Annotated in this window: 14 protein-coding genes; 4 read left to right on the forward strand and 10 right to left on the reverse strand. The window is 63.2% G+C overall.

The features are described 5' to 3' along the window. Window positions 1-128 precede the first annotated feature (128 nt). On the forward strand, window positions 129-2180 hold the full coding sequence (locus tag I41_RS24770; RefSeq protein ID WP_145435703.1) for a M48 family metallopeptidase: 2052 nt from the start codon (window positions 129-131) through the stop codon (window positions 2178-2180). After that, window positions 2177-3142: an EF-P lysine aminoacylase EpmA gene (gene epmA, locus I41_RS24775; RefSeq protein ID WP_145435704.1), complete on the forward strand. Its 966-nt coding sequence runs from the start codon at window positions 2177-2179 to the stop codon at window positions 3140-3142. The genes I41_RS24770 and epmA overlap by 4 nt, the downstream gene beginning before the upstream one ends. Before the next feature lie 215 nt (window positions 3143-3357). Here epmA and I41_RS24780 read toward each other — a convergent pair whose 3' ends face one another. The 5 genes from I41_RS24780 to I41_RS24800 all read right to left on the reverse strand — a co-directional run bounded on the left by I41_RS24780 (window position 3358) and on the right by I41_RS24800 (window position 6021). Further along, window positions 3358-3963: a DNA-3-methyladenine glycosylase I gene (locus I41_RS24780; RefSeq protein ID WP_145435705.1), complete on the reverse strand. Its 606-nt coding sequence runs from the start codon at window positions 3961-3963 to the stop codon at window positions 3358-3360. A 43-nt stretch (window positions 3964-4006) separates the two neighbouring features. Next, the gene (locus I41_RS24785) at window positions 4007-4327 is read right to left on the reverse strand and encodes a hypothetical protein (protein WP_145435706.1); all 321 of its coding nucleotides are present in this window, start codon (window positions 4325-4327) and stop codon (window positions 4007-4009) included. A gap of 36 nt (window positions 4328-4363) precedes the next feature. Then, window positions 4364-4864 carry a dihydrofolate reductase gene (locus I41_RS24790; RefSeq protein ID WP_145435707.1) on the reverse strand — a complete coding sequence of 167 codons (501 nt, stop codon included), beginning with the start codon at window positions 4862-4864 and terminating at the stop codon, window positions 4364-4366. Further along, on the reverse strand, window positions 4861-5655 hold the full coding sequence (locus tag I41_RS24795; protein WP_145435708.1) for a thymidylate synthase: 795 nt from the start codon (window positions 5653-5655) through the stop codon (window positions 4861-4863). Before I41_RS24795 ends, I41_RS24790 begins: the two co-directional genes overlap by 4 nt. Before the next feature lie 105 nt (window positions 5656-5760). Beyond that, window positions 5761-6021 (reverse strand): hypothetical protein, encoded by a 261-nt coding sequence (locus tag I41_RS24800; RefSeq protein WP_145435709.1) that lies wholly within the window; start codon window positions 6019-6021, stop codon window positions 5761-5763. Between the two features lie 225 nt (window positions 6022-6246). On the opposite strand from I41_RS24800, the gene I41_RS24805 reads away from it, so the two are divergent. Next, window positions 6247-6663, forward strand: a complete 417-nt coding sequence (locus I41_RS24805; protein ID WP_246133746.1) for a 2Fe-2S iron-sulfur cluster-binding protein — start codon at window positions 6247-6249, stop codon at window positions 6661-6663. Between the two features lie 88 nt (window positions 6664-6751). Beyond that, on the forward strand, window positions 6752-7072 hold the full coding sequence (locus I41_RS24810; RefSeq protein ID WP_145435710.1) for a P-II family nitrogen regulator: 321 nt from the start codon (window positions 6752-6754) through the stop codon (window positions 7070-7072). Window positions 7073-7168: 96 nt separating this feature from the next. On the opposite strand, the gene I41_RS24815 is transcribed toward I41_RS24810, so the two are convergent. From I41_RS24815 to fmt, 5 genes are all read right to left on the reverse strand, one after another. After that, window positions 7169-10330 carry a [protein-PII] uridylyltransferase family protein gene (locus I41_RS24815; RefSeq protein WP_168207143.1) on the reverse strand — a complete coding sequence of 1054 codons (3162 nt, stop codon included), beginning with the start codon at window positions 10328-10330 and terminating at the stop codon, window positions 7169-7171. 518 nt (window positions 10331-10848) lie between these two features. Further along, complete coding sequence (gene miaB, locus I41_RS24820) at window positions 10849-12279, reverse strand: tRNA (N6-isopentenyl adenosine(37)-C2)-methylthiotransferase MiaB (RefSeq protein ID WP_210421065.1); 1431 nt, start codon at window positions 12277-12279, stop codon at window positions 10849-10851. Between the two features lie 92 nt (window positions 12280-12371). Next, the gene (locus tag I41_RS24825; RefSeq protein WP_145435713.1) at window positions 12372-12554 is read right to left on the reverse strand and encodes a hypothetical protein; all 183 of its coding nucleotides are present in this window, start codon (window positions 12552-12554) and stop codon (window positions 12372-12374) included. A 716-nt stretch (window positions 12555-13270) separates the two neighbouring features. Then, the gene (locus I41_RS24830) at window positions 13271-13492 is read right to left on the reverse strand and encodes a hypothetical protein (protein WP_145435714.1); all 222 of its coding nucleotides are present in this window, start codon (window positions 13490-13492) and stop codon (window positions 13271-13273) included. A gap of 51 nt (window positions 13493-13543) precedes the next feature. After that, window positions 13544-14479, reverse strand: coding sequence for a methionyl-tRNA formyltransferase (gene fmt / locus I41_RS24835; RefSeq protein WP_145435715.1), 936 nt, complete (start codon window positions 14477-14479; stop codon window positions 13544-13546). Window positions 14480-14515: the final 36 nt, after the last annotated feature.

Below are 14515 nucleotides of genomic sequence, written 5' to 3' on the forward strand. Positions count from 1 at the left end.
CCCCGGCTCCGCCGGGGGGTAGGTTTCCATTCCGGCAATCATCGCCCCGCAAAGGGCTACCCCCCGGCGGAGCCGGGGGCTGCAATGACCACTTACTCACTTAAACACTCACTCACTTACTCACTCGTATGGCCACTGATTTCTTCGAACGGCAGGACCAGGCGCGGCGTAGTTCGACGCTGCTAGTGGTTCTGTTCGTGTTGGGAGTGATCGGCATCGTCGGCGCGACGATGGGGGTGGCGTGGGTTGCGCTGGAGGCGGTGCAGCATCAGAAGCAGCTGAGCGACGGCGATATTGATGCGCTGCTCGACAATCCGCTCTACGAATCGCCTGAAGAGCTCGCCCTTCCCGTCGGCGCCGGCGGCGCGGCGCTTCTGCTGATCGTTGGCGGCAGCCTGTTTAAGGTGGCTCAACTTTCTGGCGGCGGACACGTCGTGGCTGAAAGCCTGCAAGGCCGTCGCGTTTATCCCGATACGACCGACGCCGTTGAGAAGCGGCTACTCAATGTCGTTGAGGAGATGGCGCTTGCCTCGGGCGTGCCGGTGCCGCCGGTGTTCATTCTCGATCAGGAGCAGGGAATCAACGCGTTCGCCGCCGGCTACTCGCCGAGCGACGCCGTCGTCGCGGTGACGCGCGGCACGGCCGAGAACCTCTCGCGTGACGAACTACAGGGAGTGGTGGCCCACGAGTTCAGCCACATTCTCAACGGCGACATGCGACTGAACATTCGGCTGATCGGCATCCTGCACGGCATTCTGCTGCTGGGGCTGATCGGCCGCATTGTTTTCCGCATGGCGGCGCACTCGGGCGGCTCGCGGAGCAACCGCGACAGCAAGGGGAATAGCGCCGTCTATTTCCTGCTGGTCGGTCTGGCGGTGATGGCGCTCGGCTTTCTCGGCACGCTGATGGGCAACATCATCAAGGCCGCCCTCTCGCGGCAGCGGGAGTACCTGGCCGACGCTTCGGCGGTGCAGTTCACGCGAAATCCTTCGGGCTTGGCCGGCGCGCTGAAGCGGATCGGCGGCGCCGTGACGGGCTCCAAATTGCAGGCAGCCAACGCGAGCGAGGCGAGTCACTTGTTCTTCGCGCAAGGCGTGTGGGAGGGGCTGACGTCGCTCACCGCCACGCATCCGCCGCTGCCGAAGCGGATCAAGCGGCTGGAACCGCAGTGGGACGGCTCCTACGACATGCCGCCGCTCACGCCGACGGCGTTCAACTCGCCGGGGCCGGCGGCGGTCGGTCTCGTCGGCGCTGGCGCGGGAATGATGTCCCCCGAAGCGATGATTGGCTTAGCGGCGGCCGCGTCCCAGTCCGAAGAAATGGTGCCCGTGGCGATTGTCGCGAAGGCGGCGGATCAGGTCGGCGATCCGAAGGAACGCCATCAAAAGTATGCCGCTGCGCTGGTTGAATCGTTGCCGCCGTTGGTGCGCGATTCGGTTCACGAACCGTACGGCGCGCGGGCGGTGCTGTTCGGCCTGTTGGCCGACAAGAACCCTGAGATTCGCGCCAAACAACTGAAGCGGCTGCGAGAGTTGGCCAAGCCCGACATTGCGGACCTCACCGACAAGCTGCTGCCCTACATCGACCTGCTCGACGTGCGGGCGCGGTTGCCGCTGGTCGATATGTCGCTGCCGGCGCTGAGGGCGATGTCGGCGCCGCAGTACCGCGAGTTCCTGGCCTGCTTCAAGGAACTAGTGGCGGCCGACAATCGGCTGGGGCTGTTCGAGTGGACGCTTTACCGCGTGCTGTTGCGGCACCTGACGCCGCAGTTCGAGAAGACGGCGGCGCCGCGGGTTGCTTATTACGGCCTGCAGCAGATGGGGCCGCAGTGCTCGGTGCTGCTGTCGACGCTCGCGTATGCTGACAATCGGAAGGCCGAGGCGCCAGCGGCGCTCGCCCGCGGAGCGGAGAAGCTAAAGGGGATCGACGTTCAACTGTTGCCGCCTGAGCAATGTGGACTGGAACAGCTAAGCCGCGCGCTTGATGATCTCTCGCGCGTCGCCGACAAAAAGCGGCGACCGCTGGTCGCTGCCTGTGCCGCGGTGATTTGCGCCGACAGCGAAGTAACGGTCGCCGAGGCGGAACTGCTGCGCGGCGTGTGCGACATGCTCGACTGCCCGATGCCGCCATTGCTGCCAGGCGGTCCGGCGATCTTTTCACATGATAGCGTGACGCCATGAGCGGGGGCGCGGTCCTCTCATTGAGGCATGAGCGATTACGCCGGCGGGCGGAGATGCTCGCACGGCTGCGCTCATTCTTTGCGGGACGCGGGTTTCTGGAAGTCGAAACGCCGACGGTCGATGCGGAGATTATTCCGGAGTTGCACATTGAGCCGTTTGCCGTCGGCGACGCGTCGAATCAGCAAGCGTTAGGCTTTCTGCAAGCGTCGCCCGAGCTGCACATGAAGCGTCTGCTGTGCGAGGGTCTGCCGGCGATCTTTCAGGTGACGCGATCGTTCCGCCATGGCGAGCGGGGGGCGATTCACAACCCCGAGTTCACGATGGTCGAGTGGTATCGCGCGGGCGATGACATGGCGGCGGGGATGACGCTGCTCGACGAACTGTGCCAAGCGGTCGCGGGTGCGACAGCGGCGACCCGCACGTCCTATGCCGAGGCGTTTCGCACGCATGTCGCCGTCGACGCCCACCGCGCGACGTGCGAAGAACTAGCTGCGACCGCGAGACGATTGAACACCGCCGTCCCTGAAGGAATTCATGCCGACGATCGCGACGAATGGCTTAATCTGCTGCTGGCCAACGTCGTCGAGCCGCAGCTCGGCGCCGATCGACCCGAGATTCTGTACGACTACCCGGGCAGCCAATCGGCGCTCGCAGTGACAGCGACACGCGCGGATGGCACGCACGTTGGCGAGCGGTTCGAACTCTACTGGCGCGGCATCGAGCTAGCGAACGGCTATCACGAACTCACCGACGCCGCGGCGCTGCGAGCGCGGCTGGAAGAAGTCAACCGCCAGCGCGCCGCTGATGGCCGCCCTGCCCTGCCGCTGCCCGAGCAGTTGCTCGCCGCGATGATCGATCCGGGGTTACCGGCGTGCTCTGGCTGTGCGCTCGGCTTCGATCGCCTTGCGATGCTTGCGTGCGGAGCTGATTCGATTGACGACGTGATGACGTTTAGTTGGTAGTTAAAGAGATTAACCGCCAAGGACGCCAAGAGCGCCAAGGTAAGAAGTTGGAACCGCCGATGAACGCAGATGAATTGATTTGCGTTCATCGGCGTTATCTGCGGTTCCATCTTTCCCCGTATTCCTTGGCGCTCTTGGCGTCCTTGGCGGTTGCCTTTTTCTGATCACCGCTCCGGCGCCCGCGTACTCGCGGCAACAAACTCGTTGACCCGCGGCTACTGGAACTTTTTCTTCGCGAGCTTGGCACACGGTTGATACCGGAAGCAGCTCGTGAGGTGGTCGTTCACCAAGCCGGTCGCTTGCATGTGGGCGTAGATGATCGTGCTGCCGACGAACTTGAAGCCCCGCTTCTTGAGGTCCTTGCTCGCCGCGTCGGATTCGGGTGATGTGGCAGGCACTTGCTTGTGGGCGTCCCACCGGTTCTGAATCGGCCGGCCGTCGACGAATTGCCACAAGTAGCGGGCGAAGCCGTCGAACTCTTCCTGCACCTTGAGAAATAGCTGCGCATTGGTCACCGCGGATTTCACCTTCAGCCGATTGCGCACGATGCCTGGATCGGTGAGGATCTTTTCGATCCGCTTCTCGGTGAAGCGCGCCACCTGCACCGGGTCGAAGTCGGCGAACGCGCGGCGATAGCCTTCGCGTTTGTTGAGGATTGTCGACCAGCTGAGCCCCGCCTGGGCGCTTTCGAGCGTGAGGAATTCGAACTGCTTGCGGTCGTCGTAGACGGGCACGCCCCACTCGGTATCGTGATACTCGTGGTAGAGCTCGTTGCCGCCCATGGCCCAGGTGCAACGGACGACTTCCTTCTTTGCGGGCATCAGGGGACTCATTGGTATTGGATGGGTTCAGCGGTGGTCCACATCAATCCAGCATGACGAATAAGTGAGTCTGGCCGATGTCCTCATACGGGTCGAAACCGTGTGACTCAGATACTGCCGCGACCCAATCGAAAACCCGCGATCTGTCGGCCGGCGCGTTCGGCAATTCAATCACTAGCCTCCCAGTATTTTGTCCCAGCCCTTCCTCATCCTCATCGTCGCCATAAACTTCTATATCAACCGCCAAAACCTTAACTGCGCCTGCCTCATAGATCTCCTTAGCCAAAGCTAACGCATCTTCGGTGCTTCCTGATTCGCCCAACGAACGGTCATGCGTCGCTGTCGCGCCGGCGAGCCACTGCATTAGTTCTTGGGTATTTGGGTCCCCTCGTCGAGCCCGTTACCCAGTACCAACTCGTTCGTAGTGCTCAAAGCTGTAAGGATGCTCGTTATTCACATCAGCCTCGTGGCGAACCGATTCAACGAGCCGCCACGCGCCGCGATCTAATGCCGGGAAACGTACGTCGCCGTCGACGCTGACATGAACGCGCGTCCAGTATAGCCGATCGGCCCGCGGCAGGAAGTGGGCGAAGATCTCCGCCCCGCCGATGATGAACAGCTCCGTCTCGCCCTGCTTCGCCGCCAAGTCGACCGCGGCCTCCATACTGCCGACGACCTCGACGCCATCGGCTTGGTAGTCGGCCTGCCGCGTGACGACGATCATTCGCCGTCCCGGCAGCGGCCGGCCGATCGATTCGTACGTCTTCCGCCCCATGACGACGGCGTGGCCCATCGTCAGCTTCTTGAACCGCTGCAGATCGGCCGAGAGCCGCCACGGCAGATCGTTCTGCCGGCCGATGACGTCGTTCTCCGCGGCAGCGACGATCAGCGAGACGATCATACCGCCACCGGCGCTTTGATGTGGGGATGCGGATCGTAGGCGAGCAGTTCAAAGTCCTCGAACTTGAACGCGAATAGATCCTTCACCGCCGGGTTAAGACGCATCGTCGGCAACGGGCGCGGCTCGCGCGACAGTTGAAGCCGCGCCTGCTCCAAGTGGTTGTCGTAGAGGTGCGCGTCGCCAAGCGTGTGAACAAAGTCGCCCGGCTGCAAATCGGTCGCCTGGGCCACCATCATCGTCAGCAGCGCGTAGGAGGCGATGTTAAACGGCACGCCCAAGAATACGTCGGCGCTCCGCTGGTAGAGCTGGCACGAAAGCCGTCCCTCGGCGATGTAGAACTGGAACAGCAAGTGGCACGGCGGCAGCGCCATTCGCGCCACGTCCGCGACGTTCCAGGCGCTGACGATCAGCCGCCGCGAGTCGGGGTTCATCTTAATCTGCTCGACCACGTCGCGCATCTGGTCGATCGAGCCGCCGTCGGGCGTCGCCCAGCTGCGCCACTGCTTGCCGTAGACGGGGCCAAGTTCGCCATCGGCGTCGGCCCACTCGTTCCAGATGCTCACGCCGTTCTCGGTGAGGTACTGAATGTTCGTCTCGCCGCGGAGGAACCAGAGGAGCTCGTGGATGATCGAGCGAACGTGGACCTTCTTCGTTGTGACGAGCGGGAACCCCTCGGACAAGTCGAACCGCATCTGGTAGCCAAAGACGCTGCGCGTGCCGGTACCGGTGCGGTCGCTCTTGTGAACGCCGCTCGTGAGGATGTGGTTGAGTAACTCTAAGTATCGCCGCATTCGCTAAAGACGAATGACGAATGAGAACTAGCGAGGACTCGACTCCAAGCAGAGCTGAAGTCCTCCCATTCGTCATTCGGATTTCGTCATTCGTCATTCCCTCCCCTATTTGCCCGTCAGCTCCGTCACCTTCTTCGCCAATAGCGACACGTCGTCCTTCTTCAGCAGATGGTCGATCTCGGTCTTCGGCACGCCGGAGCGTTCTAGGGCGGTGGCGATTTGCTTCCACTTGGTGGCGCGGCTCTTCCCCTCGGCGAGGTAGAGGTCGGTCACCAATTCGCCAAGCCGCTGCAGCGAGATCGACTCGCGATTGTCGTAAAAGTTCTTGATCGCCTTTTGCTGGAACTTGGTGTACTGGCGGTCCATCGAGCGGGTGCTCCTGGCGCGGGTTTGAGCCCGCGGCAAAATGGTGTTTCTCTGGGTAGTTCGCGTCGCGGCGGGCCGGGGCGCCGGGAACTGAGCGGAGCGCGGCGGCGGGCGCCTTGGCTCCATCGGCGCGCCGCGGGGCTCCACTTTCGTGGCTGCGGGGGGCGCGTTACAGTATGGTATCGCTCAGCGGCGCCTCTCGGCTACCGCCCCTCCTCCCTCCTGATGCAGCTTACAGGAATCCGCAGCGTCATGCCGATTATCAAGTTCATTAAGGAAAAAAAGGAAATTGAAGTCCCCCGCGGGGCCAACCTGCGGAAGGCCGCCCTCGAGGCAGGCATCAACCTCTATCAGGGAATCAACGGCTTCGGCGCTTCCATCAACAAGGTCTTCAACTGTCACGGCCTGGGCCAGTGCGGCATGTGCCGCGTGCTGATTAACAAGGGAATGGAAAACACCAGCCCGATGGGCGCGATGGAAAAGTTCAAGTTTCGCGTCCCCATCCCCGACCCGATGGCGGCGCTCGCCTACGTCGGCCACGAGCAAACAATGCGGCTCGCTTGCTACACTGAAGTGAACGGCGACATTGAGGTCGAAACCGGCCCCGAGATCGACCTGTACGGCGAGAATTTCTTCAGCTAGCGATCGGCCCGCAGCGGCCGGTTAGAATGAGGAGCGTTCTTCGCAGCCGCCTGGGCTGATTGCTGACCGCCGAAAGCTGACCGCTCCCATGAAACAAGTCGTCGCCATCGTCAAACCTTTCCTCGCCGAGCGGATCCTCGAAGGACTTCGTCGGGCGCCGCTCGAGGCGGTCCACGTTCGCGAGGTGAAGGGCGTCGGCCGGCAGAAGAGCTATCTCGACGAGTATGCCGAGAGCGAGTACGCCGAGGCATTTCTGCCGAAGGTTGAAATCACCGCGTGGGTCGACGATGCTCGCGCCGAAGAGGTGATCCGCAAGATGGTCGAAGCGGCGCGAACCGGGCGGATGGGCGACGGCAAGATCTTCGTGCTGTCGGCACAGTCTTACGAGACGGTGCTTGGCGGGAAGTAAGCTAGACGCGTTGCAAGGGGTCGGGGGCCTTTTGCCACTGGGGGCTTTGCTCTGAGTGGATCGCGTCCAGTGGCAAAAGGTCCCCGACCCCGTCAGCTACTCCGCCGCGGCTTCGCGAAAGATCCGCTCAAACCGCTCGCGGGTGTCGCGCCAGGTCTGATCGACTTCCTGCACTAATCGATCGACGTCGGCGTAGCCGAGCAGAAACGCCAACTTTTCCAGCTCGCGCGGATCGTCGGGGAACTCGTGCCGGCCGGCGGAATCCATCAAGCGGATACGGGCTTCGACGCTCCGCTGGAATCGGTAGCTGGCGGCGAGCGATCGGGCGTCATCCTTGCCGAGCACGCCGGCCTTATTCAAGGCTTCGAGCGCGGCGATCGTTCCCGGTACGCGAATCTGCGGTAGCTCGCGACCGTACTTGAGCTGCAGCATCTGGGCGATGAACTCGGCGTCCATCGTGCCGCCGGGGGCGCGTTTGAGGTTCTGCGACGAGGCCGACTCGCGGAGGCGCTGCCGCATTTGGTGGATCTCGGCGGCGTCTTGGGCCCGCCAGGGACGGCAGTAGATTGAATCGCTCACGGCAGCCATCGCCCGCGCCGCTCCCTCGGGCGAGCCGACGATCACGCGCGACTTGCAGAGGGCGAGCCGTTCCCACAGCTGCCCGTCTCCCTCGCGGAAGTAGCGGACGAACGACGACAGCGGCATCGCCAGGGCGCCGCTGCGGCCCGTGGGTCGGAGCCGCGGGTCGACTTCGTACAGTCGGCCGTGGGGACCGAACTGCGTCGCCGCCTTGATGATTCGCTGGCCAAGTTCGCTGAAGAAGTGGCTATTGCTGGTCGACGTGCCGCGGCGACCGGGAATGGTCGTCCCTTCTGCGTCGTAGAGGAAGACGAGGTCGAGATCGCTGTGATAGTTCGGCTCGCGACCGCCGAGCTTGCCGAGGGCGAGCACGATTAGTTCACACGGGCCGCCGACTTGTGCAGGACTCGGCGCCCAGGCGGGGGGCTCGCCCTCGGGCAGATCGCTGCCGGTTGGCGCTCCGATCGTGGGCTGCCCGAGCTTATCGACGAGCTTCACCAACTCGGCGGACGCAATTTCCTGCAGGCAGGCTTCGGCAACGTCGCTGAGCGCTGCATGCGTGTCCTGCACATCGTCCTTGCCGACGATGTCGCGAACGCCGACACGCAGGTGCTGGGCATGCTTGAAGCTGAGCAGAATCGGCTCCAGGTCCTCGGCGCCGCGAGTCAGCTCGGCGAGCGACGCCTTCAGTCGCGGCAGGTCAGGAAGCTTGTCGACGATGAGGCTGTCCATCAGCTCGTCGATCATGCCGGGATTGCTGGTGAGAATTCCGGCCAGGTACGGGCACGCCGCGCAAAGCGTGACGTACAAGTTGAGCGAGGGACGGTTGCTGCTGAACAGCTCCCACAGCGCCGCCTTGCCGCCGAGCGAATCGCTCACGCGGCTCAGGGTGATCAGCGTTGCGTCCGGATCGGGCGTTTGGGCGATCGCCGCCAGCAGGCGCGGCGCGATCGAGGCGAGGAACAACCGGCAACGTCGCGTCGAGAGGAACGGGATGCTCTCGCTCGCCAGCGACATCAAGTTGTCGTAGGCCGCGTGGACGTCGCGGAACTCGTATCGCCCCAGCACGCGCTCGATCGTCTCGGGAGACGGGTCGGGATCGTTGACCAGGTCGATCTCGGGCTCGGTCTCGGCGCTTTCGGGGAAGGCGTCGTGAAGCAGATGATCGAGAATTCGCCGGTTCACCGCGGTGCGGTCGGCGTAGTCTTTCTTGAATGCTTCGAGCGCTGTCACGTCGCCGGCGGCCCGGTAGCCGAGACGGCGGGCGAGCTTGTGGATTTCAAGCTCGGTGACGGGCAACTCGTGCGTCTGCAGATCGAACATGATCTGCAGACGATGCTCCACTTTGCGGAGAAAGCTGTAGTTGTCCTCCAGGATCGTGCGTTCCTGGTGCGTAAGGCAGCCGGCTTGTTCCAGCCGTTCGATGGCGGCCAGCGTGTTGCCGGTGCGTAGGGCCGGGATGGCGCCGCCGTTGAGCAGCTGGAGGAACTGGATGACGAACTCGATGTCGCGGATGCCGCCGCGGCCGGTCTTCACATGGCGCTCGGCGACGCCCGCCTCCTCGGCGTGCTTCTCGATCTTCCGCTTGAGCCCCTTGATGCCGGTGATGTCGGCGAGGCTGAGGTAACGGCGGTAGATCCACGGGCGCAGGTGATGGAGGTAGGTCTTGCCCAGCTCGATGTCGCCGGCGATCGCCCGAGCCTTGACGTAGGCTTGCCGCTCCCAGGTGCGGCCGCGGGTGTCGTAGTAGGCGAGCGCCTGATCGATGCGGGTGCAAAGCTGCCCCTGGCTGCCGTCGGGACGAAGCCGCATGTCGACGCGGTAGGCGAATCCCAAGTCGGTCGATTCGGTGAGGAGCTTGATCACCTCGCGGGCGAGCCGTTGGGCGAATTCGCCGCCGTCGGTGTCGGGCGTGCCGCTCACTCCCTCGGCGTCCTGGTAAAGCATCACCAGATCGATGTCGCTGGAGTAGTTCAGCTCGCGGCCGCCGAGCTTGCCGAGCGCGAGGACGACGAAGTGGGGGGGCGTGACGTTGCGTCCGTTGCGTTTGAACTGCTTCTCGGTGACTTGGCGCGTCGCGAAGTCGACGGCGGCCTCGACGATCGCGTCGGCAACGTAGCTGATTTGCCGCGTGACCTTGGCAACCGAATGTCCTTTCACGATATCGCCGTAGGCGATGCGGAGGGTCTCGCGGCGCTTGAAGCGGCGGAGGGCGGCCATCACCTCCTCTTCGCTGCTGAGTGCTCGCACGTCGGCGACCAGCTCCTCGACCAGCATGTCGCGAGCGACGGCGCGGCCGCCGGTCATGCGGAGGAGGTCGTAGCTCTCCGGATCGGTGCAGAGCATGTCCGAAAGGTTCTGGCTCGCATTGAAGAGCATCAATAGCGGAGCAAGCGCCTGACGATCGCGCTCAAAGAGCGCTGCCGCGGCGAGCGGACTGCGCGAGGCGAGGAGGTAGCGCTCCAGATTGTTGAGCGCCATGTCGGGATCCGCGAGCTTCGGCGCGACGGCGGCAAACTGCTCGCAGAGGGTGCCGAGCAGGTCGAGCGGCACCCCAGCCATGGCCAGCCGCGTGAGATTGTCGTGGCCCGTACGGAGGTCGGCGAAGCCTAGCGGACGAAGCCAACTCTCGGCCTCAGCCGGGGCGTCGAGCATGGTCCGTAGGCGGTCGATTTGCATCGGGGAAATTTGCCCTGGCATAGCGACGAGGAGCGCGCCGCTCCCCCCTACCCTGGGCCGCCTACAAGCTCTGTGCGATGTGGGACTACGAAACGGGCCGTTGCCTCGGCTGGTCGCCTCTGCAGGCGAACCAATTCATTGTCTCACCGCGCGGCGGGGGAAGCAACTGGAAGGCGTAGCTAAACCCTGCTACATCGACGCTTCGATCACTTTCCGACCGGCGTCTGTCAGCCCGCATTCGGTATATCGCGGGCCTGCTGGCAAAGATAGATTCCCATGCCCTACTAACAAGCCCTGCGTCACCAAGCGACGAATGCCGTCGTATATCCGTCCAATCTCTACTTCCTCGTAGCCCGAGTTACACACCGCATCCTCTTTGGCCTCACTCCAAGCCCCACTGCTGTTGCCAACGGAGCGAAGCACAACGTCGCACTTGCAATGATCGTTTGTACGCGCTGAAGTGCAGTCGTGCACAGCTCGAAGGATCGTCAGTTCCTCAGCTGATGGCAACATGCCGGTTATGTAGTTAGCGAAAACAATTCCGGGCCGACGTGTTGGGTGACCACGGCGCCGAAGAGGGTGTGCGCGTTGGCGTCGTAGATCGAAATCGGGAGCGTCTGGCCGACCTGGCGGAGGTTGCCGTCGAAGACGACGATCCGGTCGCACATCGTGCGGCCGACCAGTTGAACGGCATCGCCCTGCTCGTCGCGGCGTTCGGCGGCCTTGCTGCGACCTTCGATCAGCACCTCGACTTGCCGGCCGAGGAAACGCTGGTTGTCCGCCTCGCAAATCTCGTTCTGCAGCGCCAGCAATTCGTTATTGCGAACGCGTTTCGTCTCTTCCGGAACGTCGTCGGCGTAGAGATCGGCGCCCTTCGTGCCGGGGCGAACGCTGTACTTGAAGATGAAGCTGTTCTTGAAGCGGCACTCGCGGACGAGGTCGCACGACAGCTCGAAATCTTCGTCGGTCTCGCCAGAGAAGCCGACGATGAAGTCGCTGGTGACCGCCGCTTCGGGGAGCCACTCGCGGATGCGCTGGTGCATCTCGCGGTACTCTTCGATCGTGTAGCCGCGCTTCATCCGCTGCAACATGCGGTTCGACCCCGTCTGCGCGGGGACGTGGAGATACTTGCAGGCCTTCGGCAGGTCGCGCACCGCGGCGAGCAGGTCGTCGGTCATATCCTTCGGATAGTTCGTGACGAACTTCAGCCGCTCGATCCCTTCGATCTCGTGCAACGCGTAGAGCAGGTCGCTCATCCGCGTCGTGCGGTCGCCGTCGCGATAGCGGTAGCTGTTGACCGTTTGCCCCAGGAGCGTGATTTCTTTGCAGCCTTCGCTGGCGAGTTGGCGGGCCTCGGCGAGGATGTCTTCGGGATGGCGGCTTTGCTCGGGGCCGCGAACGCTGGGAACGATGCAGTAGGTGCAGAACTTGTCGCAACCGATCTGAATGCGGACGTAGGCCTGGAACGGCGTCGGCCGCATCGAAGGGTCGCGGAGCGGGTCGAAGCTTTCGTGGCTCCGCTCGATTTCGGTGCGGGTGCCGTCCTTGCGGCCGAGGCTGACTTCCAGCTGCTGCCCGCCGCCGGCGGCGATCTTGTCGATCAGATCGGGGACCTGATGGAGTTGGCCCGGGCCGACGACAAGGTCGACATAGGGAGCGCGTTCGAAGACCGTCCGCTGATGATTCTGCGCCATGCAGCCGATGACGCCGATGATCTTGTTCGGGTTCTTTTGCTTCGCGTTCTTCAGGCGGCCGAGGGCGCTGTAGATCTTCTCCTCGGCATGTTCGCGGACGCTGCAAGTGTTGAAGAGAATCGTGTCGGCGTCGCCCGAGTCGCGGGTCAGCTCGTAGCCACGTTTGCGCAGACTAGCGACGACAAGCTCGCTGTCGAGCACGTTCATCTGGCAGCCGACGGTCTCGATGTAGAGTTTTTTGGTCATAGAATTCAATGACGAATGACGAAATCCGAATGACGAATGGCAAGGCTTGAACTGCGAGCCCCATTCGTCATTCGGGCTTCGTCATGTGGCCATTGCCGTTATCAGGCGGCATCGCGTTCGTCGTCGTGTTCTTCCGCGGCGGCGGCGGCGGCGGCCTGGCGCTCGAGTTCGGTGCGGAGGTAGCCAACCACTTCGTCGCGGCGGGTGATCATCAGCCGCACGAGGGTGACGACCGCCACATAGCCGGCGACGGCGCACATCAGCATGTCGAAACGGTCCATCATCGCTCGGCCCTCCTAGCCTAGGGCACCGCGGCCCTGCGAACTTTGCATCATAACGTCCAATCGGCAAGAGGGAGGAGAGGACTTGTGGGCGGACGGGGAGCGTTGCGTGGTAGCGCTCCGCTAGCGCGTCGCGGCTGATAGGGCAAAATGGGCGGGGCGGAACTACTGCTTGCTATGTTGTCGTTCTGTCGTTTTCGTCGCGACGCGATTTTTGGCGACAGAAGACGCTCGACCCAAGTCCTTTGGCTGCTTGCCGTTGCGGTGCCCCCGCTCACGCATCTGTCGCTTCTGTCGCGACAGATCGAGAACTGTAGGGGCGCGACGCCTTCGTCCATGTCGCTGTTCGCGGTTCTCTGGGGGGGTCTGACTTTTGCTTTTGCGTGCGCGCCTGGGGGGCCCCATTAAAGTGCCGCAAAAGTCGGGCCCACTCGCGCGCGGCGAACTCAGTTTGGATCGAGAAAACTCGATGGTTTTGGACTTGGCCGAGCACTTTTTGGCGTGCGACTTTTGCGTTTTCTCAAGCGGACTCGAACGACGCAAAAGTCGCAGAAGTGGGGCTTGAGTGACGCGCAGCGCGACACGCGTCGGCGCAGTGTGCGCAACGCCGGTTAGGGAGATGGTTAGGTTGCCAAAGAGCGGGTATGTGTACTTTAGTTCAGTATCGCAGATCTGGTGGCCAAAAGCAAGGGCTCCAGCACGCTCCTGAGCGTCCCCTCTTAGGTGACATGGGCTTTGCCAGTTGCATGTTCGACCCGGACGAAAATAGGGGAGCAGTCGCCCGTCATTCCCTCGGGGTGGTCGAATCCAATCTCCCAATAGTCTCCGCTATCCACCAAACGCGGCGAGCCATCTGCGATGTCGATACCCCGCTCTTTTGGCAGCTTTCTGGCTGTGGCAATCGCGAATGAAGGCGGCGATTTGTTCGACATGCCCTCCATTGTAACGCTCCTTCCAAGCCGCACTTATTCCCGCCCCCCAACACCATCGGATTAACTGAGGCGTTGGCCGGGGGCGAGTTGGTAGCCGCGGAGGAATTCAGGGGCTGCCATCACTCGTTTGCCGGCGGGTTGGAGGGTGAGGATTTCGAGGGCGCCGGAGCCGGTGGCGACTAGCAGTCGTTGGTTGGCGTCGAGGACTGTGCCGGGCTGAACCTCGGGATTGGGCGACGGGTCGATTACGGCGGTGCGGTGAAGGATCAGTCGCAGCGGCTCCCCTGCCCCACGCTGCCAAGCGGTGTAAGCGCGGGGCCAGGGGTCGAGGGCTCGGACTTGGTTCTTGATTGCTTGGGCGGGGCGGGACCAGTTGATGGCGCCGTGTTCTTTTTCTAGGCGCGGGGCTTTGCTTGCCTGCCCGCGATCCTGTTTGACAGCGGCGGTCGTGCCGCCCGCGAGGGCGTCGATCACGCCGAGGACTAGGTCGCCGCCGCGGGCTGCGAGTCTCGCTTCAAGTTCGCCGGCCGATTCGTCGGGGTCAATCGCGATCACGTCAACGCCGAGGCAGGGACCGGCGTCGAGACCCGCAGTCATTTGGATGACGGTGTTGCCGGTTTCGGCGTCGCCATTCAACACAGCCCACTGGACTGGGGCGGCGCCACGGTACTTCGGCAGGAGCGAGCCGTGGAGGTTGATGCCGCCGTGGGGAGTGATCGCGAGCGTCTCCGGTTTGAGGATTTCGCCGTAGTCGCAGACGACCAGCAAGTCGGGGGCGTCGGCGCGAAGCCGCGAGCGGCTTTCTTCGCTGTTGACCGTCTCTGGTTGCCAGAGAGGAATGCCGAGTTCTTCGGCGGCGGTCTGCATCGGCGGGGCCTCGGCGCGGCGGCCGCGCGGGGGGCGAGTGATGACGCGCAGCACTTCGTGCGGTGAGCCGACGAGGCGCCGCAACGTGGGAACCGCGAAAGGGCCGGTGCCTAGCATCACTAGTCGCATTGTTTATCTGCTTTCACGAAGAACGAATAGAACGCG

The organism is Lacipirellula limnantheis (genome assembly GCF_007746075.1).
Classification (GTDB): domain Bacteria; phylum Planctomycetota; class Planctomycetia; order Pirellulales; family Lacipirellulaceae; genus Lacipirellula; species Lacipirellula limnantheis.